Below are 13,132 nucleotides of genomic sequence, written 5' to 3'. Positions count from 1 at the left end.
GTCCATCCGGAGAGAGCCCCATGTGTCATTTATCTTGAGAACAGAGAGCGTACATGTCGAACGACAATGCAATACTGGTTTTGGGCGCATGAGAACTCGGCCTGGCCGTGCTGCGCAACCTGGCGCGACGTGCGATGCGTGCGGCCGGCGTGTCCATCAATACCGGATCGCGGCGACTCATCGGCACCGGCGTATTTGCGTGTACCCCTGCGATGCGTCTCAGATACGAGACGTTGTCGAGCGCGTGCGCTTCTCGCTCAATACATCCCGAGATTGCGCTGCAACGCCGCCGCGAAGTGCGCCGTGACGGCGGCTTCGGCGGCATCCGGATCACGCAGCCTGCAAGCCTCGAGAATCGCGAGGTGTTCCTTGAGCGTGCGCAGTACTAACGGCGCAGTGAGCTTGCGTTCGAGGCGCAACAGCTTCAGGTAATTGTGCATGCGCCGGTAACTGTTCTCGACGAGCGGATTGCCGAGCGACGTGATGACTGCATGATGCAGCGAGGTTTCGAGCGCTTCGACTTCGGTGAGGTACTGCGCATTGAGACCTTGCTTCTCGATCGCGGTCACCAGCGCGAGATGGCGCTTTTCGAGTGAACCAATCGACTCTTCATCCGCGGTCTCGGCGAAAACGCGGATCGCCGCGCGCTCGATGATGCTGCGGAACTGATACGTCGCACGAGTAAGTTCGAGCCCCGGCTTGATGAACTGAATGCCCGAGCGCGGGTGAATTGTCAGTACCCCTTCCGCTTCGAGCACGCGCAATGCGTCACGCAGCGGCGCTACGGGTATACCCAGAAGCTGGACGAGTTCGTTCTGCGAAACGAATGCGCCGGCAGGCAGTTTGCGCTCGAACAGCCCCTCGAGAATCCGCTCGTACGCAATGTCGCTGAGCCGCCCGCCGCCGCTTGCAGTCTCGGTGGCCGGAGAACTTTCCACGGCCGTTTTAGCGGATGCCGGCTCGGCGAGGGCATCTTTTCTCGTTCTACCCACTTGTGATCTCCGATCGCAACGACTAACATGATATATCAATTACGGCATCTGATCTATCAGAGCACTCGATCATGCGTATCGTTGACTTCCGTATTACGCGTTTCCAGTTTGCTCGAGATCGGGTGATCGGCGATAGCCAGGTCCGGGCCGACGATGCTCACGTCGTGGCGCTCGAGCTGATCGGTGAGAACGGGCTCACCGGCCTGGGCTTTGCGCAGTCATTGTTCGTACCGTTGCCGCCCGAAGCGGAAATCGAGCGCATTTTCCGCTTCGAAGTCTGGCCCACGCTGGAAGGAGAGCGGCCGCTCGCACTGGTGCACCGTGTAGCGCGTCCGCGAGGCGGCAACCACCGCGCGTGGACGTTGCCTTTCCATGAAGCAATCCAGGTCGCGCTATGGGACCTGGCCGCGAAGCAGGCGGGCATGCCGCTTTGGCAGATGCTCGGTGCGCGGCGCGACCGGATCAAGGCGTACGCAAGCGGGCTCGACTTTCATCTGAGCGACACCGACTTCGCCGAACTTTTTGGACGTGCCGACGCACTCGGCTATACCGCGTTCAAGATAAAGGTCGGGCACCCGGACTTCGAGCGCGACCTTCATCGCCTCGACTTGCTCAAGAAGGCCGTGCGGGCCGACGCGCACGTCATGATCGATGCGAACGAAGCGTGGTCACCCAAGGAAGCCGTCGTGAAACTCGAACGCATCCGCGACGCCGGTCACGCCTTGCTCTGGGTCGAGGATCCGACGTTGCGCGACGATTTCGAAGGCCTGCGGCACATCCGGCACAACGCCACGTGGACCGCGCTGAATACCGGTGAGTATCTCGATGCCAGTGGCAAGCGTGCATTGATGGAGGCCGGCGCGGTCGATATCCTCAATGTGCACGGGCAGGTGACGGATGTCATGCGCGTGGGCTGGCTCGCGGCCGACCTCGGTGTGCCGGTCAGCATGGGCAATACCTTCCTCGAAGTCGGCGTGCACTGCGCATGCGCGCTGCCCGATGTCGAATGGCTTGAATACTCGTTCCAGAACTTCGACGCGCTCGTCGAAGAGCCGATCGCCATTGTCGACGGCATTGCGATGGCACCCGATCGTCCCGGACACGGGCTCGAACTCAGCGAATATGCGCGCCGCGAACTACGGCGGCCCGATGTGCGTGACCGGAGCGAGCTTGGCCCGCCGCCGCTCTCGAAACCGGCGGCCGTACCGACGGCCGGCTAGCCATGGATTTCATATAAAAACCATTGGAGACAGCTGTGCGAAGCCCATTCATCTCACGCATCGCGGTGTGTCTTGCCGGACTCGCATTTTTCGCCGCCGCCGCGGCACAGACCCTGACGGTCTGGGACTGGAAGTCGAGCGATCCCGTTACGTCGACGTATTTCAAGAAGGTCAAGAAAGACTTTGAAGCCTCGCATCCGGGCGTCACGGTGAAGTTCGTCGGCCAGCCGATCGAGCAGTACTACACGATCCTCGGCACCTCGCTGTCGGCTAACGCCGGGCCCGACGTGTTCCTGATGAACGGCGGCGCGCAGGCACGTGCACGGATGTCGGACCTCGTCGACCTCAGCGGGCTCGACAAAGGCATGCTCGGGGTGAAGGAGTTTCAGGACGCGAGCGGGAAGACCTATGCATTGCCGCTGACGCTTCAGGGATTTGTCGTGTATTACAACAAGGCCCTCTACACGCAGGTCGGACTCGATCCGAACAAGCCGCCGAAGAACTGGGACGATCTCAAGCGCGTTTGCGCGGCCTTCAAGGCCAAGGGCGGCAAGATCCCGTGCTTTGCGCTCGGCAACAAGGAAGGCTACGGTGCCGAATTCGTCTTCTCCTCGCTGGCCGCGACGTCGATGACACCCGACGAACAGGCGCAATTCGCGGCGGGCAAGCTCAAGTGGTCGAGCCCGCAGGTCAAGGGGATTCTCCAGGCGTGGGTCGATACGCAAAAGGATGGCTGGTATCCGAAGGGCGCGAACTCGACGACGAAGTTCATGGATGAATACGAGCAATTCATGCGCGGCGATGCGGGCAACACGATCGGCCTGATTTCCGATGTCGCGCACTGGAAGCAGTTCGAGAATTTCCTCACGCCCGAAAAGCTCGGTGTCTACAAGATGCCGTCGCCGACCGTTGCGGCCGGCGATCCGCCCGACAATCCGCGTGTGCCCGTGTCCGGCGGTATCGGCTACGGCGTGAACAAGGCGTCGAAGAATGTCGCGCTGGCCAGGCAACTCGTGCAAGAGCTGGCGAGCCCGGCGGCCCTCCAGGTCTTCGCCAACGATGCGGGCGCGCTGCCGGCGAACAGCAGTGTCGACCTCGCTTCGTTCAAGGGCCCGACCGTCAAGATCATTCTCGGATGGCTCAAGGACTCCGCCGTGACGACGACGCTGCTCGGCGCATCGGCGGCCGAGATGGAGGAGTGGCACCGTCAGAGCCAGCTGTTGCTTAATGGCGATACGACGGTCGACAAGGCCGCTGCGCGTATGGATGAAGTCCAGGCGTCGGCAAAGCGGTGATGGGTAGCTTGTTGGGCGCGCCGGATTGTTGCAAGGTGAAGCCATCGCAGCACTCCACGTGGTGCGACTCGAGGGGCAACGCCACCCGATAGTGAAGCAAATCAGGCCAGCCCTTGACGATTGTGTGGCACTCGAAGGCACGTTGAACTACGACCCAGACATGTCGAAACCTTCTGCATCTATGACGAGCAGCGCGGCGCCCGCATCAAAGGCGTCGCCTGCGGTGGCCAGGCCGGGCGGTGACCGTTCGGAGCAGCGCATGGCGTTCGTGCTGTTGCTTCCCGCGTTGCTGCTCGTCATCGTCTTCCGCATCTTTCCGCTCGGATGGGGCGCAGTGCTGTCGTTCCTCGGCGTGACGTCGTCGGGTGCGGTCGGCTTTGTCGGTGTGTCGAACTACGTCGCGCTCGCGCACGATCCGTCGTTCCGCGATTCGATGGTCAACACACTGATCCTGCTGGCCACGCTGCCAGTCTGGGTCATGCTGCCGATGGTGCTGGCGATCCTGATTCATCAGGGGGTGCCGGGCGGCAAGGTGTTTCGTGCGGTCTATTTCTTCCCGGCCGTGTTGTCGAGCGTGATCATCGGCTCGATCTTCAATGTGGTCCTGCGATACGACGGCAACCTCAATGCGATGCTGGATACGTTTGGCATCGATGCGGTCGACTGGCTTGGCAACGGTTCGACCGCGCTCATGAGCCTGATCGGCGTGCAGATGTGGTCGACCTTCGGCATGGGCGTGCTGATCTTCATGGCGGGCCTGTCGACGGTGCCCGATGAGATGATCGAAGCCGCGCGGCTTGACGGCGCCAATTTCTGGCAGACGTGGATCTACATCATCATCCCGATGCTGCGGCCGATCATCGAATTCGTGGCCGTCGTCACGACGGTCGGCGTGCTGACGTCGATGTTCGGACTCATCTACGTGTTGACCGATGGGGGGCCCGGAACATCGACGACCTTGCCGGAATTCCTGATCTGGATCGAGCAGGGCAAGATGAATCGCCCATCGTATGCGGCGGCGATCTCCGTCGTGCTATTTGCGCTGATGGGCGGCATTGCATGGCTGCAGATCCGGATCATGACCCGTAACGCGAACCTCTGAGGGCTCATGGCATGGCGATTACCGTCAAGCAGGACCGGCGAGTGCTCTGGACGCTGTCCGTTCCGATGGCCGTGCTCGCCGTGTCGTGCGTCTATCCGCTGGCGTTTGCACTCAACAACGCGTTCAAGTCGACGCGTGACTATATCCTTGATCGTTTCGGCATCGCGGGTCATCCGACGTTCGAGAACTTCATTCAAGCTTGCGTGCAGGCCAATCTTGGCGAGTACTACATCAACTCGATACTCGTGACGGTCGGCGCGGTCGCGTGCTTGCTGTTCGTTTCATCGCTCGCGGGCTTTACGTTCGCATTTCTGCGGTTCCCGCATCGCAAGCTGATTTTCGTGGTCATTCTCGCGTCGCTGATGATTCCGGTGCAGGTGGTGCTCGTGCCGTTCTATCAGACGATTATTGCGTTGGGCCTATTGAATACCCGCGTGGGCCTGATCATTTCCTATACGGCCTTCTTTCTTCCGTTTAGCGTGTATCTGATGACCGCGTTTTATTCGAGTTTGCCGCGTGAGCTGCTCGAGGCCGCGCGGATCGATGGCGCGAGCATTCTGCAGGCGTGGTGGTACGTGATGCTGCCGATGGGCAAGCCTGCGCTCGTCACGCTCGGCATTCTGAACACGCTGTATTGCTGGAACGATGTACTGATTTCGCTGCTCGTGCTTCAGGACAAGCGCACGCTAATGGTCGGTATCGCCGCATTGCGCGGTGAATATACGACGAATGTTCCGCTGTTGTGCGCGGGTCTTGTGCTGGCCGCGGCGCCGATCGTCGTGCTTTACGTCGTGTTCCAGCGGCGCATCGTGTCCGGCATCGCCGTGGGTGCGGTAAAGGGGTGATCCGCTGCGGCCGGCATCAATCGTCCGGACGTGATTCAGCGCCTCGGCCAATATCCACCGCCCGCTGGCGCGCCGCGCATTCTCGGCCTGGAGCTTTCCGGCACGATCGTCGGGGCCGGCGCAGAAGCCGATCCCGGTTGCTCCATGCGGTGAATCGAGGCGTGGCGACCCGTACCTGCGTACGTTGTTGATACATGGGGCGCGGTCTGTGCTGTGTCACACCAAGGTACCAACCGCTTGGAAAAAGGCGATGCAGATGAGACGCCCAGCAAATGTAGTGGCGGTAGCCTTGGCAAACGAAATGGCACGAACTGCCTGGGCGATCCTCGCTCACGGGACGTCGTACGAAGTGCATCACGTAAGCAATAGACCCATTTAGAAGTTTTGTCTCTGAAGCGTCGAGGCACTGGTAGGTTACTAACGTTGATTTCAATGTGATGGCGAGACAGGTTGGACCAGCTCGATCCACGTGCGCAGAGTGCATTGGTGGCGGGCGCCACGCCCGAGGCGAAGTTGTCGCTTTGTCTAGGTGGCCAAATCACTTGCTCATTGCTTGAGAAGTGCATGTCTCCCGAGCGCGCCATCCAACGAAGTATCGACCGGCATCTTGCGTAAACCTTGAACAAAAAATCTCTCCCGACTGCTCTCTGCATCCAGATTCGCAGGTTTAAGGCTGATTGCTCGTATAAGGACATCGTCCGATGAATGTCCGCCCCTCGAAACTTGCCATTGATGCAGAGCGGACTCCGCGGACCGCCTCGGGTCGGATATGGACGTTCACCGACCAAGTGGGCCGATCCAAGCATCGGCCGGCTGTGAACTTCCGTGTTCGGCCACGTAGCATCAATCGCTTGTCCGGACACTTGGACGTTCAGACGTCGGCTCTGCCCAAGTCACCGGGCATTCGATTGTCTTAACACGAAGAAGCACTATAACAATAGAGCGGTTACGCATGCAGGAAGTCGGTCGCGGACCGGACATGTGAGTCCTCGATACCGGCTCATCAACCCGCAATGTTCGTCGCGCCTACTTAATAAAACCCATCGCATGCGCCTGTCCCGACACTCATGGGAAAGAGGCGCGAAGCGGCGTGGACAGGCTACCACGCCGATGATGACGGTGGATGGGGCCTCCAGAGATCCAGCAATGACCGACGATCTGACGACATGGTTAGCGCAGATTGGCCTCGGCGCCCACACTGCGAAGTTCACCTCCCAAGGAATCGACTGGGATGTGCTCAGCGATCTTTCCGACGGTGACCTGAAGGAACTAGGCCTTACGCTTGGCGACCGCAAGCGGCTCGCAAAAGGACTTGCAGCGCTAAACGAAGCCCACGCACATTCGCTTGAGCGGGTACGGGAATGCCGAGACCCGCCATCGTCGCCTGCATCCCCAGCCATCGAGGCCGAGAGGCGTCAAATCACAGTAATGTTCATCGACCTCATCGATTCGACAGCGCTGGCGGAGCGCTTCGATCCAGAGGATATGCGACGTTTGCTAGGGGTCTACCATCAAGCCTGTGCGCGGGCAATCGAAGCTCATGAAGGTCACATCGCGCTTTATATCGGCGACGGGCTGCTCGTCTATTTCGGCTATCCGGGTGCGCACGAAGACGATGCCATACGTGCGGTACTCGCCGCGCTCGCTGCCACCACGGCGCTTCGCGATGCCAACGATCTCATCGAAACCGAGTATGGCGTGCGTCTGCATATGCGGATCGGGATCGAAACGGGACTTGTCGTCGCCGGCGCGATTGGCGCTGGATCTTCGCTGGATCACCAGGCAATCGTCGGGGAGGCGCCAATCATCGCTGCAAGGCTGCAATCGCTCGCTCCGCCCGATGCGGTCGTCGTGGGTCCGGCCGCCCAACATCTGATCGATGGGTCATTCAAGCTTGAAGACCTTGGCTGGCGCGAACTGAAAGGGGTCACTAATCCGGTCAGGGTCCAACGTGTGCTGGCGCAAGCGGACATGATCGACCGCTTCGAAATCAGAGCCGTCCATGGGATGACGCCGCTCATTGGTCGGGCTGCGGAACTCGAGATGATCTGGCGGCGCTGGAAGCAAAGCGTCGATGGCGAAATGCGCTGCGTGCTGCTGACCGGCGAGCCGGGAATCGGAAAATCTCGTGTGCTGCGCGCGCTCTGCGCCGGCATCAGTGACGACTCGCATGTGATCGTTTCGCTTCACTGTTCCACGTACTATCGCAACAGCCCATTTTGGCCGGTACAGCGCTGGCTACAGCGTACTTTTGGCGTCGGGGCCGACACGTCAGATGCGTCGGAAACGGAACGGATAGAGGCCGGAATCGCAAGACTTGGGGTCGATGTCGACGAGGCACTCCTGGTACTTACGAACTTGCTTGGGATTCAGACAGGCGCGCGCCATCCGCCAATTGACACATCTTCTCCCTCCTTCAAGCGCCGGACGCTGGACGTGCTGGTGGCCGTACTCGAAACGATGACGCGCGTTCAGCCGGTTCTTTTCGTTGTTGAAGACGCGCACTGGATCGATCCGTCATCCCTCGAGTTCGTTCGGCTCGTGGTTGAACGGCTGCTGGCCGCCCGGTTAATGGTACTTATCACGGCGCGGCCCGAGTTTGAACCGGGGTGGACTTACCCTCATCTCGTACAACTCAGTCTCGATCGGTTATCGCGTCGCGATTGCGTTGCGATGGTCGAGCGGCTGACGGGTGGCAAGCGGCTGCCGGATATCATGCTCGATCAGATCGTCTCCAAGACGGACGGCGTGCCGCTATTTGTCGAGGAACTGACCAAGGCCGTTCTCCAGGGCGATCTGTTGCTGGATGCCGGCGTCAGCTACGAGTTGAAAGGCACGCCGCAGACGATCGCAATTCCGGACACGCTGCAGGGCTCGCTGCTGTCGAGGCTCGACCGACTGGAGCCAGCCGTCAAGGAAACTGCGCAGGTCGCGGCCACCGTGGGACGTGAGTTCGGCAGGACGTTGCTTGGCCTGATTGCTTCGAGGTCAGAGGACGAACTGCAGGAGTCGCTCGACCGCCTGATTGCAGCCGAAATCATTGTTCCTGCTTCAGGGAAACTCGGTGAAGGAGACGCCTTTTTGTTCCGGCATGCATTGATCCAGGAGATCGCATACCAATCCCTTTTGCTTGCGCGTCGCCGCCACTTCCACGCGCTAATCGGCGCTGCTCTCGAAGAACACTATCCGGACATCGTCGAGCGGCAACCCGAATTGATCGCTCAGAACTTCTCCGCGGCCGACCTGCCGGATCGCGCGATTGGCTATTGGCAGCGTGCCGGAGAACGGGCGCTTGCGGGTGCCGCCTACGATGAGGCGATCGCCCATGTGCAGCGCGGACTTGAACTGGTCAACCGATGCTCCTACAGCGAGCCGGATCGGGCCGCTCACCTGCTGCCTCTCCTGCTGACAAGAGGCAGGGCAGAGTTCAGACTGGCCCAACGCGAGGCGATTGCGACCTTCCGCGAGGCCGCGCGAATTGCGCGCGAACGGAAGCTCACATCGTATCTCGTGCAGGCAGCGTTGGAGTTCGACACCGCCGAGACCTTCCTCGAAGGTTCCGGCGATGCATCGCTTTCGTTGCTGGAAGAGGCCCTCGCCCTGGTCGGCACCGAGGAATCGGTCGAGCGTTGCCGCCTGTTGAGTCGCCTCGTTCGCACCGTTCATATGACGGGTGCACGCGAACAAAGTAGTGAATTTGCCCAAGAGGCCGTCGCCCTCGCCAGACGCCTGAACGATCTGCCAAGCCTGTTCGATGCATTGGCGTGCGAGTTGATGCATGTCGGGGCTCTCCCCTTACCCGCGAACAGGTTTCTGGAGCGTGAAAGCGTGTTGCTGGAGTTGAGGCAGATGGCGGAAGATCTCGGCGATGCGCAAACCATCGGTCATGCATGCGCCCGATGTCTTGCCGGCTACCTGGAAATTGGCGAGGTGGACCGTTTCGAGAGCGCGCTGGAACGGTATCGGCAGATCGCCGCCAGCGGACAGCACTTCGTCGACAAGTGGTGCGTGACGGGGGCGCAGGCGATGCGGGCCATACTCGTCGGTGACTTCGCCGAGGCGGAGCAAAAGACGCGGGACTCGTTGCGGATGGCGCAGAACGCCGACGCGAATCTCGCTACGGGTGTCTACGGCATGCAGATGTTCGCGATACGTCGCGAACAGGGCCGGCTCGCCGAGGTCGCGCCCATATTCAAGCGGTTTGTCGACGAGCATTCCGAGGACGCTACGTGGCGGCCGGGATTCATGTTGATCTGCAGTGATCTCGGCTTCAAGGCGCAGGCCCGCGACAATCTCGTCCGGCTTGCGCAATCCGAATACAGCATCCCCGTGGACAGCAAGCGACTCGTCACATTGACATATCTGGCGGAGGTTGCTGCCCGCCTGCGGGACGTCGAACATGCCAAACATATTTATGCCCTTCTTCTGCCGTTCCAGGATCAGGTCGTCACGGTTCCAGTCTTTACGCTCTGCTGCGGCTCTGCGGCACGGTTTCTGGGCATATTGGCCCGTGCTCTGGGCGACTGGTCAGCCGCCGAACAGCATTTCGAATACGCGTTGCGCATGGACGAGCGCTTGCGAGCATGGCCTTGGCTCGCGCACAGCCGGCACGAATACGCGCTCATGCTGGCGGCACGCAATGGCATTAGAGATAGAGCACGTGCGCAAGATCTGCTCTCGATGGCAGCCGCCGCAGCCAAAAAACTTAAGATGTTCGCACTCGTCGAGCGTATTCGTGGCGCGCAGGCAAGAACAGGGCTCAAAAGTTAGCACAGGCTATCGCACAGTTTGACGGGCAATGTGCAGTCGCTACTCAAGGAGAATCATATGCCGCGGTTTATGATTGAACGTAATTTTGCAGAACAACTCGAGGTCACGGGCGAAAGTGCTGCAACCGTGAAGAGAATCAACGACGAGGAAGGCGTCGAGTGGCTCTTTTCGTTTCTCAGCGCGGACAAGAAGAAGACTTATTGCCTGTATGAGGCGCCCAGCGCCGACGCCATCCGCGCCGCAGCGCGCCGGGCCAATCTGCCGGCCGATGTGATCATCGAGGTAAGCGACTTGCGGCCGGAAATGTTTAACTAGAGGAAGGGGAACGATGCATCGTCTAATGGCTGAGCGCCCGTATGCAACGACAGGATTGTCGCCAACGTCATCGGACAGCGGCGGCAGCGAGGAATAGACGCATTCGCGGCTGCCTGGCCACAGCTCGCCTTTAAGCCATAACTCGCATTTGCTCAAAGCGAGGGCAGGGTCGAGCCGTTGAGGACGCGACGCCGAAAGGCAGAAAATGCCTGGGCCGTATCCCCGGTTCTGGAGGCGCGTGTGACTATGACCGGTGCACGTCGAAAGCGGCCCTTAGCCCGGCGTCAGGCGGAAGGGCCGCAACGGGTCGATATGACCCATTCGTTTTCTCACGTAAGCCACGTCTTTCGTTCCAGCGCTCGTTGATTACCAACGCTGCAGGCATCCCATTCACCAAATCGCGAAGCTGCCACGAGGAGCAAACCTATTCGCTTGACCTGCCACTGCAATTCGATCGCCAGACCGCCGCCAAGGAGATGTTCGATGACCGCTGCGGTATGCGGTCCAATGTCGACGGCCCAGTTGATTAGCCGTTGCCGATTCCAATCGGTGGTGGTCGCCCTACTAGATAGCGTCAAGCAACATGGCCAGTCGGCCAACCGATCACACAGTCCGCGCACTAACATCGGGCCCAGCTACCAGGTCCAGACTAAATGCCACCTTGTACTCGTAGACCATAAGCCTAGGGACCGCCAGCATCGCATATCGCAGGTTCTGGCCAATCTCACGCGCAACTATCACGCCATGAACCAGTTTGCCAGCTGCGATACATGTTGTCACCCAGCCCATATAGCGCGCCACCTGGCCAACGGCTTTATCGGCGCCACACGCACGCTTCAGCTGGAAGAGGAAGCGTATTCATCGCCATTCTGTTTGAAATGCTACACGCCGTTATGCCGCCTCTCCGCCAACTTCGTCGCCCGAGAGTTCCACTCACGACTCGCCGGCGGTGAGCGGCTGCGGCCGAGACGCCCGATGTACTGACAACCTCGAAAGCAATAGCCCCAGCACAGCAATCACGGATGTGAGAATTACACTGTCTATCCGCATAGCTTCCGGAAAAGCCGTCAGATTACTAACGTGAACGTAAGTAGCGACAAGCAAAAACCGGCAAGCAAGGAACAGTGCCGTCGATAGCAGGACCGTTGCAGCTTCATGGCAAGCCGTCGTGACATGCCAACGGGCGACAATTCCCAGCACGAGGGCCGGCAATGAAAGAGTGGCGAGCACGGCAATGGCTGTTGCAAGTTCAACCTTACCGGCGAAGCGATCTGCGAGGATGAAGGACGTGTTCACGGCGCAAAAGGCAAACATCGCTCGCGCGAAGAGGTCTCGCATCGAGAGCGATCGCTTCGCGGCTCGTGGATGAGCAAAATATGTCCTTGCCGAAGGAGCAAGGAAAAACAGCGCCAGAATTGTGGAACCTATCAGTAGGGCGAGTACGTATGAATAGATGCCTTGAGCATTTTGTACGGGGATGGTGATAGCCGCAGTGGCGAGAATAGTCGCCGCGAGAATCCAGCGTACCCAAGACTTGCCGTGGACCAAGCCCACACCAACAACGACAGCGACCGGCAACAGACTGGCCATGTAGGTCCATTGCGCATGCACAGAGAGCGGCGAACCAATGTATAACGGGACTCGATTGATATACGGGCTATCGAATGCCTTGAGTATGTGTACAGCAGTCAACAACTGGACGTACGCGATTCCTGCGATGACAGATGGCCTGCGCATCATATTTGTTTGCGGTTTGGACGTGGGATTGTATGCGATGGACAGCGCAAGATCATCCGCACTCGGCCGAATGACCAAGGTGCCGCGCTCAACGGTCGCTCGATGACCATGTGATGAGAGGCCGCTCCGGGTCGGGCTGAGTCCATCCGCGCTTCGAACTCATCGCCGTAAACCGGTCATTGGTATTTCGCCTCCCGACAGCGGCCGGTCGCCAACGCGCACTCACGACCGGTATCGGCCGATCGTCGCAACAGTGCCAACGTCTCTCACTCGTTCAAGCGCGGCCATCGAGGCTGTCAATTGCGACCTGGCCAGCTTGAGTAGTTTGCGGGCGAAATCGTGGTGAGCAACAGACCGGTCTCAGCCAGAATGGAGGCCAGCTCGTGCGGACGGGCGAGCGCATCGCGCAGCAGCGTGCCGAACTGCGTCGAAACCGCGTCGCCGTTCGACAATCGCTCGATCAGAATCTCGAGATTGCGCCCGTATGTGGAATCCGGCTCCCATGCTCCGTGGTCCCTCGGGAGTTGGGCAAGCGACGCTGCTGCCTGCGATGCGAGTCGGGAAAGATCAATCCTCGACATGCGATACATCGAGTTTTGACGTCGGACGCGGTAGCGCACACGCAACGGCCATGGCGGCCTGCTTTGATGCGTTGCGTGATGTCAGGCCGGATGACACGCATCCACCGAAGGGCAAGTAAATCAAATAATTTCGTATAGCTTTCGTTTATGTTTCGTTTTAGTTATATATTCCGTCGCTAGTCGCGAGGGCTGCCAGGTACCGATTGCATCCAATGCGGCAGAACGCGTGCGCGTCTAATGCATCACCCCGCGAACCGAGCTAATCTGTGCAACAC

9 protein-coding genes and 2 pseudogenes are annotated in these 13,132 nt (G+C 59.8%); 8 read left to right on the top strand and 3 right to left on the bottom strand.

Annotated features, from left to right (window positions below; all coding sequences use genetic code 11):
• Positions 1-257: 257 nt before the first annotated feature.
• Positions 258-938 carry a GntR family transcriptional regulator gene (locus AB3X89_RS05345; RefSeq protein WP_184138929.1) on the bottom strand — a complete coding sequence of 227 codons (681 nt, stop codon included), beginning with the start codon at positions 936-938 and terminating at the stop codon, positions 258-260.
• A gap of 125 nt (positions 939-1,063) precedes the next feature.
• Here AB3X89_RS05345 and AB3X89_RS05340 point away from each other — a divergent pair, with 125 nt between their 5' ends.
• The 8 genes and pseudogenes from AB3X89_RS05340 to AB3X89_RS05305 all read left to right on the top strand — a co-directional run bounded on the left by AB3X89_RS05340 (position 1,064) and on the right by AB3X89_RS05305 (position 10,539).
• Positions 1,064-2,212 (top strand): mandelate racemase/muconate lactonizing enzyme family protein, encoded by a 1,149-nt coding sequence (locus tag AB3X89_RS05340; RefSeq protein ID WP_184138930.1) that lies wholly within the window; start codon positions 1,064-1,066, stop codon positions 2,210-2,212.
• Between the two features lie 35 nt (positions 2,213-2,247).
• Positions 2,248-3,507 (top strand): extracellular solute-binding protein, encoded by a 1,260-nt coding sequence (locus AB3X89_RS05335; protein WP_184138931.1) that lies wholly within the window; start codon positions 2,248-2,250, stop codon positions 3,505-3,507.
• Between the two features lie 160 nt (positions 3,508-3,667).
• On the top strand, positions 3,668-4,609 hold the full coding sequence (locus AB3X89_RS05330; RefSeq protein ID WP_368582198.1) for a carbohydrate ABC transporter permease: 942 nt from the start codon (positions 3,668-3,670) through the stop codon (positions 4,607-4,609).
• A gap of 11 nt (positions 4,610-4,620) precedes the next feature.
• Entirely contained in the window at positions 4,621-5,454 is an 834-nt protein-coding gene (locus tag AB3X89_RS05325) for a carbohydrate ABC transporter permease (RefSeq protein WP_184138932.1), read from the top strand.
• A gap of 6 nt (positions 5,455-5,460) precedes the next feature.
• Positions 5,461-5,565 (top strand): annotated as a pseudogene (locus AB3X89_RS05320) (NAD(P)H-quinone oxidoreductase); the annotation flags it as partial.
• Between the two features lie 37 nt (positions 5,566-5,602).
• Positions 5,603-5,833: pseudogene (locus tag AB3X89_RS05315) on the top strand (IS110 family transposase); the annotation flags it as partial.
• 767 nt (positions 5,834-6,600) lie between these two features.
• Positions 6,601-10,224, top strand: a complete 3,624-nt coding sequence (locus AB3X89_RS05310) for an adenylate/guanylate cyclase domain-containing protein (protein WP_368582197.1) — start codon at positions 6,601-6,603, stop codon at positions 10,222-10,224.
• 57 nt (positions 10,225-10,281) lie between these two features.
• Positions 10,282-10,539, top strand: a complete 258-nt coding sequence (locus AB3X89_RS05305; RefSeq protein WP_176379811.1) for a DUF4242 domain-containing protein — start codon at positions 10,282-10,284, stop codon at positions 10,537-10,539.
• 933 nt (positions 10,540-11,472) lie between these two features.
• Here AB3X89_RS05305 and AB3X89_RS05300 read toward each other — a convergent pair.
• Positions 11,473-12,279 carry a hypothetical protein gene (locus tag AB3X89_RS05300; RefSeq protein ID WP_368582196.1) on the bottom strand — a complete coding sequence of 269 codons (807 nt, stop codon included), beginning with the start codon at positions 12,277-12,279 and terminating at the stop codon, positions 11,473-11,475.
• 293 nt (positions 12,280-12,572) lie between these two features.
• A complete protein-coding gene (locus AB3X89_RS05295) occupies positions 12,573-12,866 on the bottom strand; it encodes a hypothetical protein (RefSeq protein WP_368582195.1) in 294 nt (97 codons plus the stop codon).
• Positions 12,867-13,132 lie beyond the last annotated feature (266 nt).

This window comes from Paraburkholderia sp. BR14320, from assembly GCF_040948665.1.
In the GTDB taxonomy this organism is placed as follows: domain Bacteria; phylum Pseudomonadota; class Gammaproteobacteria; order Burkholderiales; family Burkholderiaceae; genus Paraburkholderia; species Paraburkholderia youngii.
The sequence above is the reverse complement of the archived record's forward strand: the minus strand, read 5'-3'. Positions and strand labels throughout refer to the sequence as shown.

Coding starts and splice junctions, on each gene's coding strand:
- AB3X89_RS05340 (WP_184138930.1), top strand. CDS start 1,064: ATGCGTATCGTTGACTTCCGTATTACGCGTTTCCAGTTTGCTCGAGAT.
- AB3X89_RS05330 (WP_368582198.1), top strand. CDS start 3,668: ATGTCGAAACCTTCTGCATCTATGACGAGCAGCGCGGCGCCCGCATCA.
- AB3X89_RS05325 (WP_184138932.1), top strand. CDS start 4,621: ATGGCGATTACCGTCAAGCAGGACCGGCGAGTGCTCTGGACGCTGTCC.
- AB3X89_RS05310 (WP_368582197.1), top strand. CDS start 6,601: ATGACCGACGATCTGACGACATGGTTAGCGCAGATTGGCCTCGGCGCC.
- AB3X89_RS05305 (WP_176379811.1), top strand. CDS start 10,282: ATGCCGCGGTTTATGATTGAACGTAATTTTGCAGAACAACTCGAGGTC.
- AB3X89_RS05300 (WP_368582196.1), bottom strand. CDS start 12,279: ATGATGCGCAGGCCATCTGTCATCGCAGGAATCGCGTACGTCCAGTTG.
- AB3X89_RS05295 (WP_368582195.1), bottom strand. CDS start 12,866: ATGTATCGCATGTCGAGGATTGATCTTTCCCGACTCGCATCGCAGGCA.